The 26,121-nt window shown below is 37.1% G+C and carries 28 protein-coding genes; 7 read left to right on the forward strand and 21 right to left on the reverse strand.

Features of this window, described 5'->3' with window-relative positions; all coding sequences use genetic code 11:
* Positions 1-12: 12 nt before the first annotated feature.
* Together rho and GTK57_RS03125 are read left to right on the forward strand one after the other, a co-directional pair.
* Entirely contained in the window at positions 13-1,281 is a 1,269-nt protein-coding gene (gene rho, locus GTK57_RS03120) for a transcription termination factor Rho (RefSeq protein ID WP_152874829.1), read from the forward strand.
* 417 nt (positions 1,282-1,698) lie between these two features.
* Positions 1,699-1,932 carry a hypothetical protein gene (locus tag GTK57_RS03125; protein ID WP_152874828.1) on the forward strand — a complete coding sequence of 78 codons (234 nt, stop codon included), beginning with the start codon at positions 1,699-1,701 and terminating at the stop codon, positions 1,930-1,932.
* A gap of 182 nt (positions 1,933-2,114) precedes the next feature.
* On the opposite strand, the gene GTK57_RS03130 is transcribed toward GTK57_RS03125, so the two are convergent.
* The 3 genes from GTK57_RS03130 to pheS form a co-directional block, all read right to left on the reverse strand.
* Complete coding sequence (locus tag GTK57_RS03130; RefSeq protein WP_004649746.1) at positions 2,115-2,411, reverse strand: integration host factor subunit alpha; 297 nt, start codon at positions 2,409-2,411, stop codon at positions 2,115-2,117.
* Positions 2,408-4,789, reverse strand: coding sequence for a phenylalanine--tRNA ligase subunit beta (gene pheT / locus GTK57_RS03135; protein WP_163121269.1), 2,382 nt, complete (start codon positions 4,787-4,789; stop codon positions 2,408-2,410). Before pheT ends, GTK57_RS03130 begins: the two co-directional genes overlap by 4 nt.
* Positions 4,790-4,936: 147 nt before the next feature.
* Positions 4,937-5,917 carry a phenylalanine--tRNA ligase subunit alpha gene (gene pheS / locus GTK57_RS03140; protein WP_163121271.1) on the reverse strand — a complete coding sequence of 327 codons (981 nt, stop codon included), beginning with the start codon at positions 5,915-5,917 and terminating at the stop codon, positions 4,937-4,939.
* Between the two features lie 157 nt (positions 5,918-6,074).
* On the opposite strand from pheS, the gene GTK57_RS03145 reads away from it, so the two are divergent.
* Both GTK57_RS03145 and GTK57_RS03150 read left to right on the forward strand, forming a co-directional pair.
* Complete coding sequence (locus GTK57_RS03145) at positions 6,075-7,127, forward strand: hypothetical protein (protein ID WP_163121273.1); 1,053 nt, start codon at positions 6,075-6,077, stop codon at positions 7,125-7,127.
* A gap of 101 nt (positions 7,128-7,228) precedes the next feature.
* Positions 7,229-7,633 (forward strand): DUF1398 family protein, encoded by a 405-nt coding sequence (locus GTK57_RS03150; protein WP_163121275.1) that lies wholly within the window; start codon positions 7,229-7,231, stop codon positions 7,631-7,633.
* Between the two features lie 57 nt (positions 7,634-7,690).
* Here the strand turns inward: GTK57_RS03150 and rplT are convergent, their stop codons facing one another.
* The gene (rplT, locus tag GTK57_RS03155; RefSeq protein WP_152874823.1) at positions 7,691-8,050 is read right to left on the reverse strand and encodes a 50S ribosomal protein L20; all 360 of its coding nucleotides are present in this window, start codon (positions 8,048-8,050) and stop codon (positions 7,691-7,693) included.
* Positions 8,051-8,062: 12 nt separating this feature from the next.
* Positions 8,063-8,257: a 50S ribosomal protein L35 gene (gene rpmI, locus GTK57_RS03160; protein ID WP_004278281.1), complete on the reverse strand. Its 195-nt coding sequence runs from the start codon at positions 8,255-8,257 to the stop codon at positions 8,063-8,065.
* Positions 8,258-8,481: 224 nt separating this feature from the next.
* Here rpmI and GTK57_RS03165 point away from each other — a divergent pair, with 224 nt between their 5' ends.
* Positions 8,482-9,735, forward strand: coding sequence for an MFS transporter (locus GTK57_RS03165; protein WP_163121277.1), 1,254 nt, complete (start codon positions 8,482-8,484; stop codon positions 9,733-9,735).
* 110 nt (positions 9,736-9,845) lie between these two features.
* Positions 9,846-10,577 carry a TonB family protein gene (locus tag GTK57_RS03170; protein ID WP_152874821.1) on the forward strand — a complete coding sequence of 244 codons (732 nt, stop codon included), beginning with the start codon at positions 9,846-9,848 and terminating at the stop codon, positions 10,575-10,577.
* A 68-nt stretch (positions 10,578-10,645) separates the two neighbouring features.
* Here GTK57_RS03170 and GTK57_RS03175 read toward each other — a convergent pair whose 3' ends face one another.
* From GTK57_RS03175 to GTK57_RS03215, 9 genes are all read right to left on the reverse strand, one after another.
* Positions 10,646-11,074, reverse strand: coding sequence for a YqaA family protein (locus tag GTK57_RS03175; protein WP_163121279.1), 429 nt, complete (start codon positions 11,072-11,074; stop codon positions 10,646-10,648).
* A 6-nt stretch (positions 11,075-11,080) separates the two neighbouring features.
* Positions 11,081-11,368, reverse strand: coding sequence for a hypothetical protein (locus GTK57_RS03180; protein ID WP_163121281.1), 288 nt, complete (start codon positions 11,366-11,368; stop codon positions 11,081-11,083).
* Positions 11,369-11,431: 63 nt separating this feature from the next.
* A complete protein-coding gene (locus tag GTK57_RS03185) occupies positions 11,432-12,049 on the reverse strand; it encodes a glutathione S-transferase family protein (RefSeq protein ID WP_163121283.1) in 618 nt (205 codons plus the stop codon).
* Between the two features lie 276 nt (positions 12,050-12,325).
* Positions 12,326-12,874 carry a translation initiation factor IF-3 gene (gene infC, locus GTK57_RS03190; protein ID WP_163124574.1) on the reverse strand — a complete coding sequence of 183 codons (549 nt, stop codon included), beginning with the start codon at positions 12,872-12,874 and terminating at the stop codon, positions 12,326-12,328.
* A gap of 5 nt (positions 12,875-12,879) precedes the next feature.
* Positions 12,880-14,802: a threonine--tRNA ligase gene (thrS, locus tag GTK57_RS03195; RefSeq protein ID WP_152874816.1), complete on the reverse strand. Its 1,923-nt coding sequence runs from the start codon at positions 14,800-14,802 to the stop codon at positions 12,880-12,882.
* Positions 14,803-15,026: 224 nt separating this feature from the next.
* Positions 15,027-15,803, reverse strand: coding sequence for a ChbG/HpnK family deacetylase (locus tag GTK57_RS03200; protein ID WP_152874815.1), 777 nt, complete (start codon positions 15,801-15,803; stop codon positions 15,027-15,029).
* Positions 15,800-16,225, reverse strand: coding sequence for a GtrA family protein (locus GTK57_RS03205; RefSeq protein WP_163121285.1), 426 nt, complete (start codon positions 16,223-16,225; stop codon positions 15,800-15,802). Before GTK57_RS03205 ends, GTK57_RS03200 begins: the two co-directional genes overlap by 4 nt.
* Positions 16,198-17,187, reverse strand: coding sequence for a glycosyltransferase family 2 protein (locus tag GTK57_RS03210; RefSeq protein ID WP_163121287.1), 990 nt, complete (start codon positions 17,185-17,187; stop codon positions 16,198-16,200). The genes GTK57_RS03205 and GTK57_RS03210 overlap by 28 nt, the downstream gene beginning before the upstream one ends.
* Positions 17,188-17,196: 9 nt before the next feature.
* A complete protein-coding gene (locus tag GTK57_RS03215) occupies positions 17,197-18,675 on the reverse strand; it encodes a glycosyltransferase family 39 protein (RefSeq protein ID WP_163121289.1) in 1,479 nt (492 codons plus the stop codon).
* A gap of 284 nt (positions 18,676-18,959) precedes the next feature.
* On the opposite strand from GTK57_RS03215, the gene GTK57_RS03220 reads away from it, so the two are divergent.
* Positions 18,960-20,600, forward strand: a complete 1,641-nt coding sequence (locus GTK57_RS03220; protein ID WP_163121291.1) for an acyl-CoA synthetase — start codon at positions 18,960-18,962, stop codon at positions 20,598-20,600.
* A gap of 83 nt (positions 20,601-20,683) precedes the next feature.
* Here GTK57_RS03220 and yjgA read toward each other — a convergent pair whose 3' ends face one another.
* From yjgA to pcnB, 7 genes are read right to left on the reverse strand one after another with little or no spacing between them, the layout of a single operon-like run.
* Positions 20,684-21,217 carry a ribosome biogenesis factor YjgA gene (gene yjgA, locus GTK57_RS03225; RefSeq protein ID WP_163121293.1) on the reverse strand — a complete coding sequence of 178 codons (534 nt, stop codon included), beginning with the start codon at positions 21,215-21,217 and terminating at the stop codon, positions 20,684-20,686.
* A gap of 2 nt (positions 21,218-21,219) precedes the next feature.
* The gene (locus GTK57_RS03230) at positions 21,220-21,489 is read right to left on the reverse strand and encodes an HPr family phosphocarrier protein (RefSeq protein ID WP_152874810.1); all 270 of its coding nucleotides are present in this window, start codon (positions 21,487-21,489) and stop codon (positions 21,220-21,222) included.
* Entirely contained in the window at positions 21,486-22,337 is an 852-nt protein-coding gene (rapZ, locus tag GTK57_RS03235; RefSeq protein ID WP_152874809.1) for an RNase adapter RapZ, read from the reverse strand. Before rapZ ends, GTK57_RS03230 begins: the two co-directional genes overlap by 4 nt.
* Before the next feature lie 24 nt (positions 22,338-22,361).
* The gene (gene panC / locus GTK57_RS03240) at positions 22,362-23,207 is read right to left on the reverse strand and encodes a pantoate--beta-alanine ligase (RefSeq protein ID WP_163121295.1); all 846 of its coding nucleotides are present in this window, start codon (positions 23,205-23,207) and stop codon (positions 22,362-22,364) included.
* 2 nt (positions 23,208-23,209) lie between these two features.
* Entirely contained in the window at positions 23,210-24,019 is an 810-nt protein-coding gene (panB, locus tag GTK57_RS03245; RefSeq protein ID WP_152874807.1) for a 3-methyl-2-oxobutanoate hydroxymethyltransferase, read from the reverse strand.
* A 40-nt stretch (positions 24,020-24,059) separates the two neighbouring features.
* Entirely contained in the window at positions 24,060-24,548 is a 489-nt protein-coding gene (gene folK, locus GTK57_RS03250) for a 2-amino-4-hydroxy-6-hydroxymethyldihydropteridine diphosphokinase (RefSeq protein WP_163121297.1), read from the reverse strand.
* Positions 24,545-26,005: a polynucleotide adenylyltransferase PcnB gene (pcnB, locus tag GTK57_RS03255; RefSeq protein WP_163121299.1), complete on the reverse strand. Its 1,461-nt coding sequence runs from the start codon at positions 26,003-26,005 to the stop codon at positions 24,545-24,547. The genes folK and pcnB overlap by 4 nt, the downstream gene beginning before the upstream one ends.
* Positions 26,006-26,121: the final 116 nt, after the last annotated feature.

The raw sequence follows: 26,121 nt of genomic DNA on the forward strand, positions 1-26,121 counted from the left end.
ATCTGATCACATATGAATTTAACCGAACTCAAGAAAAAACCGATTGGCGAACTCATCAAAATTGCCGAGTTTATGGGCCTCGAAGGAGTTGCTCGTAACCGCAAGCAAGACATTATTTTTGCCATCTTAAAGCGCCATGCGATGAATGGTGAAGAGATTTTTGGTGATGGCGTTCTAGAAATTCTAACAGATGGCTTTGGCTTCTTGCGCACAGCTGCAGGTTCGTATTTAGCTGGCCCAGATGACATTTATATTAGTCCATCTCAAATTCGTCGTTTCAACCTTCGTACGGGTGATACCATCACTGGTACTATTCGCCCACCAAAAGAAGGCGAACGTTATTTTGCATTACTAAAAGTAAATCAAATTAACTACGACACACCTGAAAATGCACGTAATAAAATCTTATTTGAAAACTTAACCCCTTTATTCCCGACTGAACAGTTAATTATGGAATTAGGTAATGGTACAACTGAAGATTTAACTGCGCGTGTTGTCGACTTAGTTGCTCCTATTGGTAAGGGTCAACGTTCAATTATTGTTGCTCCGCCAAAAGCGGGTAAAACAATGTTGTTGCAAAACATCGCACAATCAATTGTACGTAACAACCCTGAAGTCTTCTTAATCGTTCTTCTTATCGATGAACGTCCTGAGGAAGTAACTGAAATGGAGCGTACTGTTCGTGGTGAAGTAATTGCATCTACATTCGATGAATCTCCTGCTCGTCACGTTCAAGTTGCCGAAATGGTCATTGAAAAAGCAAAACGCTTAGTTGAGCACAAGAAAGATGTTGTTATTCTTCTTGACTCTATTACTCGTTTGGCACGTGCTTACAACACTGTTATTCCTTCATCGGGTAAAGTATTAACTGGTGGTGTAGATGCGCATGCTTTAGAACGTCCTAAGCGTTTCTTTGGTGCTGCACGTAACATTGAAGAAGGCGGCTCACTCACAATCATTTCTACTGCTTTAATTGAAACAGGCAGTAAAATGGATGAAGTGATCTACGAAGAATTCAAAGGTACGGGTAACCAAGAGATTACACTTGATCGTCGTATTGCAGAGAAACGTGTGTTCCCTGCTATGAACATTAAGAAATCTGGTACTCGTCGTGAAGAACGCCTCATGAGCGAAGATAATCTACGTAAAGTGTGGATTCTACGTAAGCTTCTTCATACTCAAGACGAATTAGCGGCAATGGAATTCTTGCTAGACCGCATGAAAGAAACCAAAACAAATGATGATTTCTTTGATCAAATGAAACGTAAAGCTTCAAATTAATTTTCATTTGATTTAAAAATAGAAAGGCTATCGTAATGATGGCCTTTTTTTAATTGGTTGACTTTAATTACATAACGCAACAAACATCATAAATTCGTGTAAAGTTATTTTTAAGTTAATGATTATTAAAATAAATAGAAAGAAAACATTAATAATTTTAGAGAGTTATATTGCATTTATCCAATCTACTTTCAATTATTAATAGTTATTTTCTGTTAACAAATAGCCAATTTACCCACTTTTAATACACTTTTTTTTTATCAACCAGTAGCAATTCAAAAGGCTCAGTGATAGCATAGCCGCAGACCAGTTAGACTGCTCCTGCATTGTTACTGCCTAACAAATTTAGGAATAATAAGAGCATACTACAGGCTAACGTAGGTTTTTTTTAATCTAATTCTTTTAGAGAGTGATGCCATGTTATTCAAAAAAATCGCTATTGCTGCTGCAGTTGCTACTACTTTAGCTTTCGTTGGTTGTGCTAAAAAAACTGAAGAAGCTCCTGCTGCTGCATCTGAAGTTGCTACTTCTGAAGTTGCTGCTGCATCTGATGCTGCTGTTCAAGCTGAAGCTGCTGCTTCTGAAGCTACTGTTGCTGCATCTGAAGCTATCGATGCTGCTTCTGAAGTTGCTGCTTCTGAAGCTAAATAATCTAACGATTATTTACTTAAAAAAAGAGAACCTTACGGTTCTCTTTTTTTATGCCTGAAATTTATAGAGTATGACCAACAATTAGATTATTCCTCGCTAAACAAAAGAACTAAAAATAATTAGGACTCACTCGAATTAAAATTTAAGACACATCATCAAATTTAAAGCATTAAAAAAGCAGATCAATCGATCTGCTCATTTCCAACGCGTTGGCGGAATTTTTGTCCCGCACGGAAGGTAACTACACGGCGAGCGGAAATCGGAATTTCCTCACCTGTTTTAGGATTACGACCTGGACGTTGACGTTTGTCACGTAGTTCGAAGTTCCCAAAACCTGAAAGTTTAACTTGTTCCCCAGAGATTAGCGCTTGGCTAATCTCATCGAAGAATAACTCGACCATTTGTTTTGCTTCACGTCGATTTAAACTCGTGAGCTCACTTAAATGATCAGCCATTTCTGCTTTTGTTAGTGCTGTCATGAGGCCCTCAATGTTGCTTGGTAAGTTTGTTCTAAAATTTGAAGTATGTTGTCCATACCAGATTTAATTTCAGCATCTTCTAGTGTACGTGATGGATGTTGCCATAACAATGCAAATGCGAGTGAACGCTTGCCGTTTTCAACACCTTGACCAGTGTACACATCGAACAACCAAGTAGAGTCTAATAACTCTCCACCTGTTTTTTCGATAAGTTTCTGAATTTCGCTAACATTAATCTTATCATTAATTAAAAGGGCAATATCACGTCTAACTGAAGGAAAACGTGATAATTCTGTAAAATTAGATACATAAGTTTGCAAAACAGCCTTTTGATCGAGTTCAGCAACCCAAGTTATGCCCAAATCTAGTGCACTTTCTAAAGATGGATGTAAACGACCTAAATAACCGATTGATTGACCATCTACTAAAATTTCAGCAGATTGACCTGGATGTAACCAAGATTTTTCTGAACGTACATATTCAACATTCAAACGAGCAGCAGCTAAAACTTCTTCCACTTCGCCTTTAAAATCGAAGAAATCCATGACTTGTGGCTTAGCATGCCAAGATTCAACAGTTTTTGAACCGACTGCAATGAATGCCAAAGTTGGAATTTGTTTTAAGTCTTGAATTGAAGATGCATTTTGATAATCAAAACGTAAACCTAACTCAAAGAAACGTACACGGCTTTGCTGACGGTTAATGTTGTGTTGAACACATGGAATTAAACTTGAAAGCAATGTAGAACGCATAACAGCTAAATCACTTGAAATTGGGTTAGCCAATGCCAATGGATTTACCGCAGGATTCAATTGCTTCTCAAGTTTCAAATCTGCAAAGCTAAAGCTAATTGCCTCTTGATAACCTAAAGCAACAACTGTTTGACGTAATTGAGCAAGTTCAAACTGATCTTGATATTTCGCAAGTTTGACATCAATAACAGGCAAGCTGATTTGAATGTTGTCATAACCGTGAATACGTGCAACTTCTTCAATTAAGTCTTGGTAAATAACCATATCAAAACGGTGTGATGGAGGAACAACTGTCCACTCACCTTCCGCTTTCACAGTAACATTACAACCTAAACGTGTTAATGCATCTGTAATGAAATCGCTTTCAACTTTATAACCCAGTAGTTGATCGACTTGAGCTTGATTTAATTCAATCGCATCACGCTTTGGTAATAGCTCTGTTTTTTCTGCAACAGTAATTGGACCAAATTCACCGCCTGCAAGATCAGCAATTAACTGAGATGCACGGTGCATAGCAACCAATGGCAATTCAAAATCTACACCACGTTCATAACGTTGAGATGCATCTGTATGTAAACCAAAGCTACGTGCACGACCTGCAATATGTAATTGATCGAAGAATGCAGATTCTAAGAAAATTTCAGTTGTTGTATCTGAAATAGCTGAAGATAAGCCACCCATGATCCCTGCAATTGCTAATGCTTTATTGTCATCTGCAATAATCATGATTTTTTCAGAAAGCTCAACTTCTTGCTCATTTAACAGTGTTAACTTTTCAGCTGCAGTTGCTTGACGAACATGTACTGCACCTTCAACTTTACCACCGTCAAATGCATGAAGTGGTTGACCCAATTCCATGAGTACATAGTTGGTAATATCGACAAGAATACTGTGTTGACGAATACCTGAACGAGCCAAAGCACGTTCCATCCATTCAGGTGTTGGCGCTTTAGTATTTACGTTTTTGATCACACGACCTAAATAACGTGGGCAACCATCAGTCTCAACAACAACTTTTTTCTCATCTGAAATTGTTGCAGCAACTTCTTTAATTTCAGGTGCACTTACAGGAAGTTGGTTAATTACACCAATTTCACGTGCAATACCACGAATACTAAAACAATCACCACGGTTTGGCGTAATGCTGATATCAATCACGTTGTCATCTAAGTTTAGATATTCACGAATGTTGACACCGACAGGCGCATCAGCAGGAAGCTCTAAAAGACCATCAATTTTATCTTCTAAGTCAATTTCAGATGCACCACAAAGCATACCTTGTGATTCAACACCACGTAGCTTGCCTTTTTTGATTTTGAAATCGCCTGGTAATACAGCACCAATGGTTGCTACAGGTGCTTTCATACCTTCACGTACGTTTGGTGCGCCACATACAATTTGTAAAGGCTCGCCAGTACCAATATTTACAGTGGTTACACGCAAACGGTCAGCATCAGGATGTTGTACAACAGTAAGCACTTCACCAACAACAACACCAGTAAATGGTTTTGCAGCAGGAGATAAATCATCAACTTCTAAACCAAGCATTGTTAGTTGGTCTGAAAGTGTGTCGCTATCAATGGCAGGATTTACCCACGTACGTAACCAATTTTCGCTAATTTTCATTTATAAAAACCTATATATCTAAATTCTTAATCCCCCTCTAACTCCCCCATTATTTAAGGGGGAGGACTCCTCTACTTTTAATTGATTTCGAGAAGTCCCTCTCCTTTTATAAAGGAGAGGTTAGGAGAGGATTTACAAAAAATCTGTTTAAGCAAATTGGCGTAAGAAACGCACATCATTTTGATAGAACATACGCAAATCGTTAATGCCATAACGAAGCATTGCAAAACGCTCTACACCTAAACCAAATGCAAAACCTTTGTATTTGTCAGGATCGATACCCGCAGAACGTAATACATTTGGATGCACCATACCGCAACCCAAAACTTCTAACCATTTACCACGCTCATCCATAATATCCACTTCAGCACTTGGCTCAGTGAATGGGAAGTAAGATGGACGGAAACGTACTTTCAAATCTTTTTCGAAGAATTCGTTAAGCAAATTAACCAACAAACCTTTTAGTTCTGCAAAGCTTGTGTTTTCTGCAACGTATAAACCTTCAATTTGATGGAACATTGGTGAATGCGTTTGATCTGAGTCACAACGATACACACGACCTGGACACACAATACGAATTGGTGGCTGAGTTGTTTCCATCGTACGGATTTGCACACCTGAAGTATGCGTACGAAGTAAATGATTAACATCAAAATAGAAGGTATCGTGCATTGCGCGTGCAGGGTGATGACCCGGAATATTCAATGCTTCAAAGTTGTGATAATCATCTTCAACTTCTGGACCTGTCGCTACAGTAAAACCTGCTTTAGTAAAGAACTGACAAATACGTTCTTGCACTTGAGTAACAGGATGAATACTACCAATCGTTTGACCGCGACCTGGTAATGTAATATCTACAGTTTCGCTTGCAAGCTTTTGTTCTAGTACTGCTTTTTGCAATTCTGCTTGGCGTTCAGTTAATGCGCCAGTAATTGCTTCACGTACAGCGTGAATTTGGGCACCAAAAACTTTACGTTCTTCAGGATCTATCTTACCAAGCGACTTCGATTGTTCAGCAAGCTGGCTTTTTTTCCCTGTAAATTGCACTCGTACTTGATCGAGTGTAGCAAGGTCCTCTGCTGCTGCAATTGCAGCAAGCGCTTCAGTGGTCAGGGCTTCCAGTGACATAGTAACTCTCAAAGCAACAATTTAAAAAATATAATAAAACCACATATTCTAACAGTTTTTAGTCACTTTTATGAAGTTATGCTGTAAGTAAAATTTGATTAGCATCTAGATTTATAAAAAGTATAAGATAAAGCGAATAACGACGAGATCATTCACGATGGCACTAGATCAAATTTGGAAACAACAATTAGCCTTAGTTACTTACGGAAATGAGTTTTTAAATCAGGATTTAAACTTTAATCGTTGGATTAACCACTCTATTTTCGATCAACATATTTTTCTATTTCGAGATTTAATTTCTCAGCATTTACTCGCTCAACATTTTCATATTTGGCTAGAAGGCTTAAAAAAACAAGGCGTTCAGCGTTTAAGCCTGCATAATTCAGCACTATTAGTAGATGAAAAAAATCCCAATGTAAATGTAGAGCTACTTGCTTACCCTCATTTTATTGTGAGCCATGCAGCCAATAAAAAAACAGCGTGGATTTTTGGTAAAGAGCTACCTGAATGGTACTTATCTGAAGATAACTACAAAGCCCCACAAACACAATCTAGCCCTTTACGTCATGAAATTTTATGGCGATATGAACTTAACTCAAAACTAATAAAGCTTTTAGATGCCGATTTCAAACAACCACAATGGGATGATATCCAAGCTTTTATGACAAAAGAGTTATTCAACCACCCATATGCAATGGGCTATAAAGCACCATTAAGTTTAAATGCACCCTATTATGGAATTGCATCATCTAATGCAACATCATTAAATGAACCACAAACATCACACGCCAATCATCTCGCTTTATTACCCACAGAATATCAAGCAGATTATGCACACCAAGCTCTACATGAATTAGATGCGCTATCTGAATACATTGAACAGAAAATTCAACATCCTTACCATGAAGATGGCAGTGTCATTAATCCTGAGGAACAGTTAAATATTCGTAATTTTGCGCAACATATTGATGATTTACATGCCAAATTCATTACAAAAGTTGCAAATCATTATAAAACTGCGCAATTAACGCCAATTGCTGTGAAAGACAATCCGTTAGAGCCTTTAGAAGAAACAACAACCCCAAATAGTGTAATTTTCAAAAAGGAAAATAAGCCCACCCCTGAAACAACTTCTGGAAAATCAGGCGTGTTCACATTAATTATTATCACCATTATTATTTGCCTCATTGGCTATTATTTTGGTTTATAACCACTGTTTTGACATGCATTTTAAATGCGCTAAAATGCATGTCGACATTTGAATAAAATTATAAATCGATAAACTTAACAATCAATAAAAGTAGAAGCTTGATGTCTCATTTTAATCCACAACAAATTTCCATTATTAATAATGTATTCACCAAATCCAATACAGGCAAAATCAACTTTAGTGAAGTTATTCAACAACTTATTTCAATAGATATTGAATCGTATAATGTTAACTATCGACGTGGAGAAATGACCTACTATTTTTCAAATGGAAGTAGCTTACGTTTAGAGTTTGAAGCACATCCTGAAAAGATTTCTAAAAATTTTGATGCTGCAAAAATTAAATCTGCAATTTTGCAAGCTCAATCAGGTACTGTGATATATCCCGAGTTTAAAGACCTCACTTATGAGGCTGGCTGTATTGGGTATATTGTTTGGATTAACGGTGCAAAAGTTCAATATTTCGGTTGCAATGGGGATATTCACACAGAATTATTCCCACAGTAAATATTAGGCAATAAAAAAGACCGCTAAAAGCGGTCTTTTTTAAATCATCTAAGATGATTAAGCAGCTAATGCGCTTTTCGCTTTTTCAGCGATAGCAGCAAATGCAACTGAATCATGCATAGCGATGTCAGCAAGTACGCGACGGTCGATGATGATCTGAGCTTTTTTCAAGCCAGAAATCATACGGCTGTACGACAAACCATTTTGACGTGCGCCAGCATTGATACGCGCAATCCATAAAGCACGGAATTGACGTTTCTTTTGACGACGGTCACGGTAAGCATATTGACCTGCTTTAATTACTGCTTGGAACGCTACACGATAAACACGTGAGCGAGCGCCGTAGTAACCTTTAGCACGAGCAAGAATTTTTTTATGACGACGATGCGCCTGAACACCACGTTTTACACGAGCCATTTATAAATCTCCTTAGATGTATGGGCACATACGGCGAACTGAAGCAACGTCACTTACGTGAACCATTACACAGCCGCGTAATTGACGAATACGCTTAGCAGATTTTTTGGTCAAAATGTGGCGTTTGAACGCTTGTTTACGCTTAAAACCGTTAGCAGTCGCTTTAAAGCGTTTAGCTGCACCACGGCGAGTTTTCATCTTAGGCATAACAACCTCTTTTGAACACCTGTTCGGAACGTCTGCACCATTGCAAAAACGACCTGCAGGTAAGGGAGCGCATATTCTAATGCATCCCTGCTCAAAACAAAAGCAATTATTTTTATTAAGACCAAGATTGTCTTCAAATTTTGCGCTATATATTTAAAAAATGAACATATAAACTTACAGATATTCCGCAGTATAATTTTCCATCTCTTTAAAAATAGTACAACATGAAAATAGCACAGGACGCTTTCGCGGCACTTCGGTATCGTGACTTTTCAATTATTACCTTAAATCAACTTTTTTTAACTTTAGCTATTCTTATTCAAGAAATTATTGTTGCCTATTCTTTATATCAAATTACCAAAGACCCACTTACGCTTGGCTTAATTGGTTTAGCAGAAGCCATACCGTATATCGGATTGTCACTTTGGGGTGGTTATTTTGCAGATCGTTTTAATAAACAAATCATTATGAAAATATGTTTATTTTTTGCAGTGCCCATGCCCATCATTTTATGGTGGTTATTTCATAGCTATGGCTTAGGTCAAATTTCCACACATACTCTTGCTTGGAGTATTTATGCCGTCATTTTTGGCTTAGGTACAATTCGAGGCTTATATAGTCCATCAGCAACATCATTAAAACCATTTTTAATACCCAAAGATTTATATGCCAATGGCGCGACATGGACAACCATTGGCTGGCAAACGGGTGCAATTTTAGGACCAATGCTTGGTGGTTTTATGTTGGCATTTTTAGGTCGTGAAACGAGCTTAATCTCTGTCGCTGTTTTATTAACAATTTGCTTTATCCTAGTCAACCTCTTAAAAAAACGTACATTCCCGTCAATAGAAACTGAGAACATAAGAGAAAGCTTAAAAGATGGTTTTAAATTTATTTTGAAAACTAAAATTGTACTTTGGGCAATTTCATTAGATTTAGTTTCTGTACTTTTTGGTGGTGTGATTGCCCTACTTCCTATTTTTGCAGAAGATATTTTAAAAGTTGGACCCGAAGGACTGGGTTATTTACGTGCAGCACCAGCGATTGGCGCACTCATTACCATGATGATATTAACCAAGTTCCCACCAACACATCATGCATGGCGCAATATGCTACTTGCAGTTGCTGGCTTTGGAATATTCACATTAGTTTTCGCATTTTCAAACTATATGTGGCTATCATTATTCGCACTGGCAATGACGGGTGCTTGCGACAGTATTTCTGTTGTTATTCGACAAACGATTTTACAAATTTATCCACCTGAAAATATGCGTGGACGCGTTGCCGCAGTAAACGGTATGTTCGTTTCAAGTAGTAATGAGCTTGGTGCTTTTGAGTCTGGCTTTGCAGCGAAGTATATGGGGGCTGTTATGGCAACAGTTTTTGGAGGATGTATCACCATGGCTGTCGTTACGGTGAGTTGGATTAAAACCAAAGATCTATTCTCTGTCGATATTAATAAAGGTAACAACACATAAGAAATTTCACTTAATTTTATTTAATACTTGCGAGTATTTTCAATTCAGGAAATACTTGCTGAGTTTAATTCACTATTTTCGATATACAACTCGATTAAGATATTCAAATTATGAAAAGTATCCTGTGTGCTAGTTTATTGCTTGTATTACCTTTTTCTACAGCATATAGCCAAGAAAATAATACATCTAAAAAATTGAATACCCAAAAAAGTGCAGCATTAGGTGCGCATTTAACCACACGTATTCAGTGGGAAAAATTTCCCCAACCTAAATACAAAAATGAAGATTTAAAAGAAAAAAATCGTGCTGCTATTTTACGCGTATATGCCGATGAATCGGGTAATGTCACCAAAGCAACGGTTCAAGAAAGTACAGGATTAAAAAATTTAGACGACCTTTTAATTCAAGCTGTTCGTGTATCTAAAGTTAAACCGTATATTGAAGAAGATAATGCTGTCGCAACCATTGGTTTTCAAACATTTAATTTAAGATTCATTGAAGAAGATGAAGTTCAATGTTCATATGATTTTAATTCTAAAAATTGGGCTGCACAAAAATCAGGTGAGAAAACATCTTTCCAATATCGTGCACAACCTCAAATTTCTGTAAATACAGATAATTTAAATGGTCATAATCGTAGTGTCACTTTTAGCTTTAAAGTAGACAAACATGGCGATGTGAAAAAAGTCAAAATTAAGAAAGGTTCTGGTGTTTACGACTTAGACCAAAAAGTAATTCAATCTATTTCGAATGCTCATGTTGATGTACCGCGTAAATTTTGGATTTATAAAAAGTCTCACCTAAAAGATGAAATTCAATTTAAGTATGATGGTTGTGCTTAAATCTTAAAATATGGATGACTAAATTCATTTACTTCTAATATGTTTTAGTCATCTTCCTTTATGAATAATTAGAAAAAACCTCTAAAAATCCAATAAACACACAAATAACGACTTACTTTAGCAACACTCACAACCAATAAAAATCGAACAAAATTTTCTTTTAAAAGCCCTGCGATTAAAGTAATGGGATCTCCAATAATAGGCACCCAACTCAGTAACAAAGACCAAAAGCCATATTTCTGATAGATACTCTGCGCTTGAAGCATTTTAGCTTCAGAAACAGGAAACCACTTTTTATTTTTATAATGTTCTATCTTTAAACCTAAATACCAATTCACGCACGAGCCAAGGACATTTCCCAAACTCGCAACCACAATTAACCAAAAAACAGATTGGCTTCCTTCTGCAAACAAACCAAGAAGAACGGCTTCTGACTGTAGTGGCAATAATGTTGCCGCACCAAAAGCAGAAATAAAAAGTAAAAAGAAAGCCCACATCTAGATTTACTTCAAGCCTAATTTTTTCTTGGTTTTTAAATATTCAAAATTTGCCCAAATCACCATTACAACAATAACAGCCACACGTACCCAAAAATAAATTTGTGAAATAGGATCGATGGTTGTTTTCATTAGAATTTGGTCTTTGGTATTAAGTGCTGCCAAAATATTTTGCACATGTATAGCCTCAACCACAAACAATGCTAAACATCCAACAATACCAATAATGATACTCCAATAGACTTTAGCGTTATTTTCCAGAATTCGAGTGAAGTTTAAAATGAAGTCTTTCATGCAATTTTATCCAATAAAAAACCACCGCTTTGGGTGGTCTTTCATCTTAGCATAAAAGAAATTTTAAACTTGTATCGCTAATGCTTCCTGTACAGCAGGACGAGCGTCTATTCGCTCCATATATGCTTTCACATTTGGATATTCATCCAAATTAATATTTTGCCATTCATAGCGACGTATCCAAGGATAAATTGCGATATCTGCAATTGAATACTCACCTGCAACAAATTGCTGTCCAATGAGTTGATTTTCTAACACACCATATAATCGTTTTGCTTCTTTATTAAAACGCTCAATTGCATATGGAACCTGTTCAGATGCAAATTTATTAAAGTGATGGTTTTGCCCCAACAATGGACCAAAGCCCCCCATTTGCCACATCAACCATTGCTCAACATCAACACGTGCTTGTTCATCTTGCGGATAAAACAAACCTGTTTTACGTCCTAAATATTGCAAAATAGCACCAGATTCAAACACTGAGATGGATTGATGGTTTGGACCATCCTGATCGACAATGGCAGGAATTTTATTATTAGGTGATATTCTTAAAAAATCTGCTTGAAACTGATCATCTTCTAAAATATTAATAGGGATAATTGCATAATCTAAACCCATCTCTTCCAAAGCAATTGCTATTTTCAGACCATTGGGTGTTCCCCAATAATATAGATCTATCATGTTTTATCCCTTTGGTTTTTTCTATTCTTAACTATATAAAACTGTTATAGCATGATTAATAAACTTGAATTGTTGCTAATACTTTAAATTTCACAAAATTAATCGATATAATTTTTCATTATTTTAACGTTTATTTAAGCACATATAGCCTTATAGAAACGCCAATAACTTACCTATTTACCTCTCTATTTATATGATTAAAGCCAAACATATACAAATCATTTTTATACATAAAAAAAGCACTGCAAGTGCAGTGCTTTTTTTATCAAGAGATGCTTACTTTTTCTTTTTAGGACCAAGTAGCATACCCATTTGACGACCTTCCATTTTTGGCGTTTGTTCAACAACACCATAATCTGTTACGTCAGCTTCAATTTTTTGTAATTGAGCAAGACCTAACTGCTGGTGAGCCATCTCACGACCACGGAAACGTAAAGTGATTTTTACCTTGTTACCTTCTTCAAGGAACTTGATAATTGAACGTAATTTTACGTTGTAATCACCTACATCAGTACCAGGGCGTAGCTTGATTTCTTTCACCTGTACTTGATGTTGTTTTTTCTTCGCTTCTTTCTGCTTTTGCTTAAGATCAAACAAATGCTTGTTAAAGTCCATGATTTTGCAGACTGGTGGCTCTGCATTTGCAACAATCTCAACCAAGTCAAGATCTACGCTTTCAGCAGCGCGAACTGCTTCTGCAAGGCTAACAATACCTTTTTGCTCACCATTTTCGTCTACAAGACGGACTTCTTTTGCACGAATTTCATCATTCAAAGCAGGACGGTTTGACTTTCCGCCCTGTTGATTACGGTCAGGCTGTTTAATCGCTGTTACTCCACAATGTACCGGCCGCGTTCGGCTACGGCTGCTTTTACTAAATCAACGAAAGCATCGATTGACATAGTACCCAAATTTGTTCCTGAGCGAGTACGAACATTTACTGTTCCTTCCTCTACTTCTCGGTCACCTAAAACCAATAAGTAAGGAATACGCTCTAATGTACGTTCACGAATCTTAAAGCCGATTTTCTCATTTCTCAAGTCTGAAATAGCTCGAATACCGTTTTCTTTAAGTTTTGCGACGACTGACTCACTCGCAACTGCTTGTGAATCTGTAATATTCATCACACACGCTTGAACTGGTGCCAACCATGGTGGCATAAATCCTGCGTAATGTTCAATTAGTATACCAATAAAACGTTCGAAACTGCCAAGAATTGCACGATGCAACATAACTGGTTGATCTCGATCGTTATCTTCAGTTACATAAGACGCATCTAAACGTTCTGGTAAGTTGAAGTCACATTGTATTGTACCGCATTGCCAGATACGACCTAAGCAATCTTTTAATGAGAATTCAATTTTCGGACCGTAGAATGCACCTTCACCAGGTTGAAGATCCCATTCAAGACCTGCTGCATCTAAAGCATCTGCTAAAGATTTTTCAGCCATATCCCAAAGTTTATCATCACCCACACGTTTTTCAGGACGTGTTGAAAGTTTCATTTGTACTTCTTCGAAGCCAAAGTCTTTATAAACATCTAAAGTAAGTTTAATAAAGTCTGCAACTTCTTGACCAATTTGTTCTTTAGTACAGAAAATATGTGCATCATCTTGGGTAAAACCACGTACACGCATAATGCCATGTAATGAACCTGATGGCTCGTTACGGTGACATGAACCGAATTCTGCTAAGCGTACTGGTAAATCACGGTACGATTTTAAACCTTGATTGAATACTTGTACGTGACAAGGACAGTTCATTGGTTTAATTGCATAATTACGGTTTTCAGAATGCGTCGTGAACATGCCATCTGCATAGTTTGCAGCATGTCCTGATTTTTCCCAAAGCGAGAAATCAACCACTTGCGGTGTACGAATTTCTTCGTAGCCATTCGCTTGTTGAACTTTACGCATGTATTGTTCAAGTACTTGGTAAATTGTCCAACCGTTCGGATGCCAGAACACCATACCCGGTGCTTCTTCTTGCATATGGAACAAATCTAGCGCTTTACCAATTTTACGGTGATCGCGTTTTTCTGCTTCTTCAATACGTTTTACATACGCTGCAAGCTGCTTTTTATCTGCCCAAGCTGTACCGTAAATACGTTGTAACTGTTCGTTTTTCGCATCACCACGCCAGTAAGCACCTGACATTTTAGTGAGTTTGAATGATTTTAAGAATTTAGTATTTGGAACGTGTGGACCACGACACATATCTAAATAATCTTGATGGTAGTACAAGCCCATTTCTGTTTCTTCAGGCATGTCTGCAATCAAGCGTAATTTATAGTCTTCACCACGTTTGGTAAATTCTGCAATCACTTCATCACGCGGTGTCATTTTTTTAATAACATCGTAGTCTTGATCGATGAGCTTTTTCATACGCTCTTCAATTGCTGCTAAGTCATCTAGAGTAAATGGCTTTTCACTGAAGATATCGTAGTAAAAACCATCTTCAATAACAGGGCCAATCACCATTTTCGCTTCTGGGAAAAGTTGCTTAACAGCATGACCTACTAAATGTGCGCAAGAATGGCGAATAATTTCTACGCCAGCTTCATCTTTAGGCGTAATAATTTGTAAGGTCGCATCTTCTGTAATTAAGTCGCTTGCATCTACAAGGCGGTCATTTACACGACCTGCAACTGTGTTCTTTGCAAGACCAGGACCAATGCTTAGTGCAACGTCCATAACAGAAACAGCATGATCAAATTGTTTTTGATCGCCATTTGGCAAAGTAATAATAGGCATAAAAAATCCTTAAGGAGTGATGCCCCGCACAATGGAGCATATCACCGCGAGATTATGATCGAGGGAAACCCTCAAAAGATAAAAACGGTGGATAAATAAAAATCAGCTAGAATTTTACACGTCTTAGCCATTTTAATAAACCGTTAATGCCTTTTTAAGCGTATCAATCCTGATTTGGCTTGTTTTTCAATGACTCAATATAACTTGAAATGTATTTTTAAATTTTAAAGCGCCAAGTTTTTCCAAGATTGCGCATGACAATGGTATTTATTCCAAAGTTCCAAGAATTCATCACTTAACAACCACTCATACTCAATGCAACGCGCAGCATAAATTTCATCTGTCCAATTTGGATCTATTTGTGCAGGATGGCACATAATGACACTATTATTGGGCGCATTTTCAAGCCAACTTTCCCATAATCCCTTCAGGCCATCTAAGCCTGTATTAAAACCATAGATACCTGCAAATGATGGATTATGAGGCCATTGTTGTTTGATTAATTCCTGTTTTAAAGCAGATCCACCTAAAAAGTAGATGATTTTTGCTTTTAAATCTGTTTGATAGGTTTGAGTATTTCTTAAAGGAATTTTCTGGTTATATCGTTGTTCAATACACGCCAATAAAGTCTGACGCACTTGAGGAAACTGATGTACATGCTGATGACCATCAATAAAACTGGGGATGTTTCCAATTTTATTTTCAAAGTGATCAAATTGTTGATGAATAATTACTTCAAGCTCAGATCGATTAAATTTTCTTAAATATGCTTTTAATAACACATCTTTTAAGCTTCCCACACCTGCTAAGCCAGTTAAATCAAAATGTAAACCAATATCAATGTGATGATTTTTTAAGGCTTGAACTTCATTTTGATGAATTTCACCTAAGCTCATAAAACTCGTTGCTTGAATTCTTTTCTTTTCCGCTAAGTCAATTACCGCTTGATTCACTGCATGTGAAAAGCCCAAATCATCTACATTAATAATAATACTTTTCATGAATTACTCTTCGCTTGAAATGCCCAAAACTTAGCAAGTAGAAATGTACAAACGGTCACAAGAGCTGTGGCAACAATCCAAATAAAAATGTAGTACTTTTCACCTAACAGATAGACTCCAGACGCGAACATTACTTGATTCAATGCAAAACCAAACACAGAACTTGCAAACCATTTTCCAAGCTTTAATTTCCATTCACTTTTTTGACTTTGTGAACGGAAAGTAAAATTAAAATGCCCTGTAAATCCAAAAATAAACGCAATTAAAAAAGCAAAAAAATTGGCAAAATTCGGATGGATATTTAAAACTTGGACAAAGAATATCAGCGATAGAAAATGCACTAGCGCCGTTAAGCTTCCTACAATGAAGAAGAATAAACCTTGTTTTTGCAGATTTACTGATCTTGCTTTTTGTTGTTCCATTTTTTATCCACTATGTATAACGGTCTTTGTTTGACTTCATCATAAATACGACCAATATATTCACCAATCACACCTAGGCAAATCAGTTGTAAACCTGCTGAAAACATAATACCGACAGCAAGTGTTGGCCAACCTTTCAAATCTTTACCAAAAAATAAGGTATCTCCAATAATAAAGAGACCATATAAAATTGCGATCACAGACACCAAGAACCCCATACGAGTAATCCAACGTAAAGGTTTCAATGAAAAGGAAGTTACCCCAATGACTGCTAGCTCAAATAAACCACTAAAGTTAAATGAACTTGTGCCCTCTAAGCGTTCTTGTGCTTGAAATGGCAAATATAAAGTTTTAAACCCAACCCAAGAATATAAGCCTTTCATAAATCTTTGGCGTTCTGGTAAAGCGAGAAGTGAATCGACCACTTTTCGCTTCATTACTCGAAAATCTCCTGCATGAGGTTCAAGCTTATAGCGTTGAGAATCTTGCATAAAACGATAAAAAACATGTTTATAAAGCTTGAGAAGAATATTTTCATGCTCTCGCGTTTCTTGAACTGCCGCCACCATATCTATTGCAGGGTTCTGAATTGCTTCAAGCATTTCTTCGAGTACAGATAATGGATGTTGACCATCTGAGTCCATCATTGCGACAAGCTTACCTTGTGACTCTTTTAGCCCCGCGCTTAAAGCAGCTTCCTTACCAAAATTTCGAGAAAACTGAATTAAATTAAATTCGATATTGATGGGTGTAAGATTTAGATGTTTCTCATAAACTTCATGTAAATTATCTTTACCACCATCATCAACAAGAATAATTTCACAATTTACTTGCTTCTTTGCAAGCATTGTAAAAAGCAACGGTAAAAGAAGATCTACATTTTTCGCATCATTGTATGCAGGTAAAATAATAGATAACTCTATTCCCCGATTATCTAAAACATCATTATTTTTCGTAAGCATAAGATCAGTCTATTCTTTTGGTTGAATGCATGATTTCGGCACAAAGGCTTGCCACTGAATAATTAAAGGTTGTTTATTGGGTACTTTAGCCCAAGTGATTTGCCACTCACCATGATAAATAACCAATTGATCATTTTTTTCTAAGTCGGAAACATATGGAAGTATTGGCTTTTGATCTTTTTCCCAAAGCATAAAACTCCCCTTTTGTTCCAAACGTTGTAAATTCATCCATGGTGAATACGCTGCTGACGTATCCATCATCACTGAAGGCATTTGATTCATTTTAGTTGCAACAAGAATTGCAAGCCAGTTATCTCCACCAATATTATCTAGCTGACAATGGCTTATTTGCTTCCACTCTTGCTCTGCTTTCAAACTCAATTCTTGCTGAGGCCAATCCATTCGAGATGGCTTATGACGGAGTTGACCACCAAACTGAATATAACAAGCCATTAATACGCTAATAATAAACAACCAAATGACTAAACCTTTAGCCAAACCTTTTTTATGGTTTTGAAAGATATTTTCGGGAATCATTGCAACCAAAATTAAGCCAACAAGACTCCACATAGGAGACGCCCACATATCTCGAATATTTGCCCCAGAAACTAAGCCTAGTAGAAATAAAAACAAGCCAGGAAAGATCCCAATAAAAAACAAGAAGTTTCTATCGTCTATTTTAATATTTCTAAATTTAAAAGATAAACTTTTATTGCAAAGCAAAATTAAAAGTAAAGGTAGGCAATTCACGATTTGAGATGCCAAATACTTAAATGCAGCTAAATGATTTACACCGCCACAATCTTCATGTGAGCGTGACTGAATATATGTAAAAGTTAACCAATCGTGTTGATACAACCACCAAACATGCGGACTAAAAAGCGCGAGTGCAACTACAACAGCAACCCATGGTTTAGCCGTCAACCATAATCGTCTATATGACGTTAACAAAGAAAATAAAACGATTGCGAAGACTAAAATTGCAACCGAATATTTGGTGAGCATACCAATACCAGTAACTACACCAAATATTAACCATGCACTCCATGTATTTTTTTTCAGTGCTAAATAAAATACATAAATTAAGCCCGCCCAAATTGGCATTTGAGCAACATTATGATTGAACTCAATTGAAGGCCATGTGTAATAAAAAATCGAAAGTACAAATATTCCTGAATAAAATGCTTTTTCTTTAGAAACGATGTTTTTTCCGAGTAAATAGACAAAAAAGATCGTTAAAGAAATACAAATTTGACTGAGAATATATGGACCAAATACACCAAAAACAGCATAGAAACTATATAAAATCCATGAAGAAAATGGAGGATGTTTATAATATCCAAGTTGAAACTCTTTCCCCCAATAAATGCCTTCTGGCACATCTAAAGGAAAGCTTGAAGAGAATACAGGTGGAATAACCATCCAAAATAAAAAATATATAATTAAAACTAAGATGAACTTTTTTTCAAAACTTATTTTTTCTAACATGACTAAATTGCTGCTAATTTTTAAAAAACATTATACAAGCTGATTGATGATAAAAGATTCCAATCATAAAAATACTTAAACAAAAAACCATATCATCATCATATTTAAGACATAAAATTTTGATCTTTGTTCAATTCCAGCTTTCCATTTCTCTTTCAAATTTGATCATTAATTAAATTCCCACTATTAGAGTAAATACTCGACCAAAGAATAAAGGAAATTATCCTTAAAAATGCATATCTTCAAAGCATGGGGAAATAATTAAATTACATGGAGTAATAATAATGGTTAGCGCATATGATCAATTGCCACGTACACCTGCAAATTTTGTTGCACTTTCGCCTCTACGCTATTTAGAACGTGCAGCCTATATCTATCCTAACCAAGATGCCATTATTCACGGTTCTAGACACATTTCTTGGCGCGATACATATAAACGTTGCCGCCAATTCGCACATCAGCTTCAAAATTTAGGTGTAGGTAAAAACGATACCGTTTCAGTTTTACTTCCTAATATTCCTGCCATGATCGAAGCGCATTTTGCAGTTCCAATGGCAGGTGCTGTTTTAAACACACTCAATACGCGTTTAGATGCAAAAACATTGGCATTTATGCTTGAACATGCAGAATCTAAAGTTTTATTGGTCGATCCTGAATTTGCCAATGTCGCAAAAGAAGCTTTAGCGCTGATATCCCAAGAAATTTATATTATTGATGTTGCAGATGTTGAATTTGATGGTGAAAGTCAAAGCATTGGGCAAATTGAATATGAAGCATGGCTTACTCAAGGTGATGAAAACTTTGAATGGCACTTACCACAAGATGAATGGGATGCCATTAGCCTAAACTACACATCAGGCACAACGGGTAATCCTAAAGGTGTTGTTTATCATCACCGTGGAGCTTATATCAACGCAGCAAGTAATATTATTGCCTGCGGTATGACGCCACGTGCAACCTATCTTTGGACACTTCCACTTTTCCACTGTAATGGTTGGTGTTTTGCTTGGACAATTGCGGCAAATGGTGGAACCAATATTTGCTTACGTAAAATTGATCCTGAACTTATCTACAAACTCATTGATACACATCGTGTCGATTATTTCTGTGGTGCGCCCATTGTTTTATCTATGCTTATTAATGCACCCGATGAACATAAAATTAAAATTGAACATCGCGTAGAAGTGATGGTGGCAGGTGCAGCCCCTCCTGCGGCAATTATTGAAGGTATGCGAAATATTGGCATCAACGTTACACATGTTTATGGCTTAACTGAAACTTATGGCCCATCTGCACTGTGTGCATCACAGGCAGGTTGGTCTGATCTTTCCATTCAAGAACAAGCTCAACTACATTCTCGCCAAGGTGTTCCGTATCCATTACAAGACGGCATGAAAGTTTTAGATCCTGAAACCATGCAACCCGTTCCCAACGATGGAACAACAATGGGTGAAATTATGTTCCGCGGCAATATTGTGATGAAGGGTTATTTAAAAAATGCCGAAGCAACAGCAGAAGCATTTGCAGGTGGATGGTTCCATACGGGTGATTTAGCTGTTTGCCAACCCGATGGCTATGCAAAAATTACCGATAGATCTAAAGATGTGATTATTTCAGGCGGTGAAAATATTTCATCACTTGAAGTTGAGGAAGTGCTATATCAGCATCCTGCAATTTTAACTGCTGCTGTTGTAGCGAAACCCGACCCAATTTGGCAAGAGGTTCCGTGTGCATTTATTGAATTAAAAGTTGGAAAAACGGCAACACCTGAAGAAATTATCGCGTATTGCAAAGAACATTTAGCACGCTTTAAGGTTCCTAAAGATGTCGTTATTACTGAAATCCCAAAGACATCGACAGGTAAATTACAAAAATTTGTACTTCGTGAATGGGCAAAAGAACGTGCTACAGGTAAATTTGATTAATTTACATTTACTAATGTGAATTTTAAACCCAATAAAAAAGCGACCTCAAAGGTCGCTTTTTTAACATAGAAAATAACTAAAATTTAGTTATCTGAAATTAAAGCAACTTGTTGAATGTAGTTAAACAATTTCAACTTAGCAGCTGCAATTTCTTCTTCAGGTAATTGTTTCGAAATATCACGATTAATACGCAATATATGTTGGCGAATTGGATGATGTTCAGCAGCATTATGCGCTTTCATAAACTCTTTAATCGCAGGTTCTCCTTGAACAACCATACGATCTACCCAACGATTGAGTTGAGCTGTTTTCTTTGCACCTTGTTTTGGCGTTAAGTAAGATAAAATGACGGTTTCATCTTCATTACGCAACAATTTACCAATGCGTAGAAATTGACGACGACGTGCCTCACCTGAAGTAATGAGTTTCACATCTTCCAAAGCTTCAATTAAACGCTCTTCCACAGGAAGATTCTTAATTTGTTTGGCGCTCAATTCTGCTAATTGTTCACCTAAAGCAGCCATGCGTTGAACTGCTTTCTTTTGTTCGGTTTTGCTTGCACGCCCTTCTAAAGATTCAAAGTCATCTTCAGTAAAACGTTGCGATCGACGTGCCACGATTAATCTGCCTCGTAAAATTTTGCCGCAAACAGTGCTTGAATCTCAGATAAAGCTTTTTCTTCATCTGCACCTTCAATCACTAAGCGTAGAGTTGTGCCTTTACCTGCACCTAGCATAAGTAAAGACATAATATTTTTAGCGTCTACTAGTTTACCATCTTTCCCTATTTGGATAGATGAACGAAATTTAGTAGTGACTTCAATGAGTTTTCCAGACGCACGCGCATGTAACCCTAGTTTATTAATTACGTCAACAGTTGTGTCAATCATGACCAGTGCTTCATTTCTCTATGTAAAACCTGAATAGACCATTTTGCCTCAAGGGCTTTTTTGAGTCTATCCACAATATAAACTGAACGATGCTGCCCACCTGTACAACCAATAGAGATCGTAATGTAGTGACGATGACCCTCGGAAAAAGCAGGCAACCATTTATCTAAAAAATTATAAACATCTTGGAACATTTCGGTTGTTTGACCATTCGATTCCAAGAATTTTTGTACAGGTTCATCTAAACCTGAATACTGACGTAACTCTAAATCCCAATGTGGATTTGGCAAATGACGCATGTCAAAAACATAATCGGCATCTAAAGGTATACCATGCTTATAACCAAAAGATTGCAAAATTACAATTAAGTTATCAGTTTGTCCCAGTCTAGACAACAGCATATGTTTTAAATCATGTACGCTTTTGTCAGTCGTATCAATTTGAATTGTTGCTCGGAACTGAATTGGAATAAGTAAGGTTTTTTCTTCTTCAATACATTGCGTTAAGGTATTAAAACGATTTGATAATGGATGTGGACGGCGTGAAGCACTAAAGCGTGTAATAATTTCTTGATCTTGAGTGGTTAAATAAATGATATCAACCGAACCATGCTTTTGTAATTGCTCAAATACTGAGTCGAATTCTTGTAAATCCGCACGTGTACTTCGAACATCAACCCCCAAAGCCAACTGCTCTAAATTATTTTCACGGTCTAGCTTTGCAACAATTTCAGGAAGCAATGCCAAAGGTAAATTATCAATACAGTAATAACCTAAATCTTCAAGCACCTGTAAAGCAGATGATTTCCCTGAACCTGATTGTCCTGTAACGATCAATATACGCTTCATGGCATGCTGTCCTTTAAAAGCAAGTTATGCGTTATGCTGAACCTGTAAATTATCAATTAAGCGTGTTACCCCAATTTTAGCAGCAACAAACAACACAATATTTTGGTTAAATTCTTCAATTTTTTGAAGTTCTGGCGTACGAGCTTCAACATAATCCACAACAAAACCGGCTTGTGTTAATGTAGATGCAATATTTGCCAATACATCGGCCAATTTTTTACCTTGTTGTAAATCTTGCTCTGCTATTTTTAAAGCTTGATGAATTGTTGGCGCAATTTGACGGTTTTCTTCAGATAAATAACCATTACGAGAACTCAGTGCTAAGCCATCTTCTGCACGTGCAATTGGAACACCCACAATTTCAATTTGCATATTTAAATCACGTACAAATTGACGAATAACAGCAAGCTGCTGGAAATCTTTTTCACCAAAGAATGCAAAATCAGGACGTACGATGTTAAATAATTTTGTTACTACAACGGCAACGCCATCGAAATGACCTGGACGTTGCAAACCGCATAAGTCGGCAGTGATATCACTAACTGAAATATTGGTTAAACGTGGTTGATTGCCATACATTTGTTCAACAGATGGTGCAAATATAAAATCGCAACCCACTTCTTCCAATAATTTACTATCTTGTTCTAATGTACGTGGATAACTGTCGTAATCTTCATTTGGTCCAAATTGAATTGGATTAACAAAAATACTTACCACAACAATATCGCACTTTTCACGTGCTTCACGAACAAGATTTAAATGCCCTTGGTGTAAGTTCCCCATTGTAGGAACTAAACCAATAATTTTCTGATTCGTTCGAGCTGTTTTAAGCGATTCAGATAGACCTTGGATAGTGGATTCAATTTTCATATTTACAGCTCTACTTGGAAAGTTTGCTCAGGTGCTGGGAAAGAACCTTCTTTTACCGCAACATGATACGCTTTGAACGCATCAAGAATTGCATTTTCCCCTGATTGCTCTTTCATAAAATTACGAACAAATTTAGCAACACGACCGAAAGTTAAACCTAACATATCTTGTACAACTAGAACCTGCCCATCGGTTTCATGACCTGCCCCAATGCCTATAACAGGAACATCTGGGAACAGTTCAGTAATTTCTTTGCCTAATTGTGCAGGAACACATTCAAGTAATAATAATGCTGCGCCAGCTTCAACCACCGCACGACAATCGGCAATGAGTTTATCTGCTGCTTCACGTGTACGTGCTTGTAGCTTATAACCACCCAATACATGTACAGATTGCGGTGTTAAACCTAAATGCACACAAACAGGAATACCATTACGCGTTAGAACTTGAACCGTTTCACTCAACCATTCACCACCCTCTAGCTTCACCATTTGCGCGCCAGCCTGCATTACAGTCTTTGCACTTAGCAATGCATCATTTAAGGTTGCATAAGTCATAAACGGCAAATCAGTCATAATAAACGAATGATTATTACCACGACGTACAGCAGCGGTGTGATATGCCATATCTTCAATGGTCACAGGAAGTGTTGAATCACGTCCTTGAATGGTCATCCCCAAAGAATCCCCAATTAAAATGCTGTCAATTTCAGCAACTTCCATCGCTTTTCCCATGCTTGCATCATAGCAAGTGAGGCAAGAAAATTTACGTCCATCGGCTTTAAATTTTTTTAAATCGCTGAGACTAATCATGAAGATGTTCCTCTAAAAAATGCATAGAACATGTTTTAAATTATAAACCTGCCCAATCTCCGTCATCTAAGACTGTGACAGTAGGATGTTCTAAAATAGACAGATTTTTTAACACATGTCCCTTTAGTTGCATTTCTGCATCTAAATCTAACAATGGTATTACTACAAAATCACGTTCGAGGATGCCAACATGTGGCACAGTTAAACGTTCATTTTGAATATTCTCTTGACCATAAATAAGTAAATCTAAATCGAGTGTGCGCTCGCCCCAACGACGTAAACGTACACGACCAGATTCATTTTCAAAGCGTTGTAATTCATCTAATAAAACAAAAGGTTCTAAATGCGTTTCTAAACGTGCAACTGCATTTAAATAGTTTGGCTGATCTTGTGGCCCCATTGGCGGGCTTTCATACAATTTAGATGTCGTCACTTTTCCCAAAGTTACAAGATTTTGAACAGCTTCAATCAAAATTTGACGAGAATCGCCTAAATTGCTACCCAAACCAATATAAGCCACTACACTCATTGAGTTGGTCCAAATACAACTTGGGTTAAATCACGTTTCACACGACGACGTTTCATAATTGGATGATCTGCACCAATTTCACCATTCACAGTTGAAGCAACAGGCGTTCTGTTTTCTTGGTGTTGTTTTGGCTTACGTGTACGACGGCTACGTGTTTCAGGCTCATTCACTAAAGGTTCAATTTCATCTTGGGAATTTGAACGTGTATCAACAACATCTTCTTGAACAACAGCCTTACGACGACTTTTTGCACGTTGACGATTATATTGACTAATCGCACGTTCTTTTTCGTCAGACGTCATGTTTTGATAGTTATCCCACCACATGCCCATGCCTTGAGTTTCAGTATCACCTGATTTTTCACGCAATAACAAAAAGTCAAAACCTGCACGGAAACGCGCATGATTAGATAAAGCTGCAATTTGTTGTGGTTTGGGATTCAACAAACGTGTTTGCATTTCCCAAACTTCACGAATAAACGTTTCCGCAAAACGAGGAATAATGGTACGTGTGCCTTGACGTTTAAGCACATCTAAACCAGCTTGTGCACGTGCTTCAGCAGGTGTTATGCCTTTTGCTAAATACACTTCGCTACGCTTTAAGAATAGTTCCCACAACAACACAGCATAGAAAAATGCAGGATTAATGGTTTTACCCACAGAAATACGTTGATCTGTATTTTTTGCAGCACGTTCGATAAAAGTATTTACTTTGGGTTGAATCTCGGCAAACAGTTGTGGCCAAATGCCAAAATCAATCAACATTGGAAGCACACGATTTAAGTGCCCCATCGTGAATAATTTTTGCGATTCATCATATAAACGATGTGGAGACACATCACGCAATAAGTTCGTTAACTCAGGCGTGAAAACGTCTAAAATTTCATCTGCAATACTGAAGTTCAATTTGGCTGCAAAACGCAATGTACGTAACATACGTACAGGATCTTCTTCAAAGCGAGTTTTTGGATCACCCAATAAACGAAGAGTTTTGTTTTTAATATCATCTACAGCATTACAAAAATCGAGAACAATGCCTTTTCGTGGCTGATAATACATCGCATTAATTGAAAAATCGCGACGAGCAAAATCCTCTTCGATTGTTCCCCAATTATTATCTCGTAAAATCATGCCTGCGGCAGAGGTCACTTCTTTCTTTGGTGGGGCACGAAAAGTAGCAACTTCAACCAATTCGCGACCAGAATATACATGAGCAAGTTCAAAGCGTCGCCCAATAATACGGCAACGACGACCAAAAACGTCTTTGATTTGTGAGGGGGTCGCATTCGTAACGGCATCATAATCCTTAGGATTTAGACCCAACATTAAGTCACGAACACCACCACCTACGATATAGGCTTCATAACCTGCTTTTGTTAAAGCATCAATAACATCTAAAATGTAAGAAGGTAATTGAGCGGTTGATAAACCACATTTTGACGCGCGCAAAGTTTGCAAAAGACGCTGTCTCCTACGTCTGAACGTAAAATATATAAGATGTCGCTAATGATATATCTTACACAATCAAAGGGCAATTTGATTATCCACTTCTTGATGAACCATCTAGCGCAAAA

It is taken from the genome of Acinetobacter portensis (assembly GCF_010646905.1).
In the GTDB taxonomy this organism is placed as follows: domain Bacteria; phylum Pseudomonadota; class Gammaproteobacteria; order Pseudomonadales; family Moraxellaceae; genus Acinetobacter; species Acinetobacter portensis.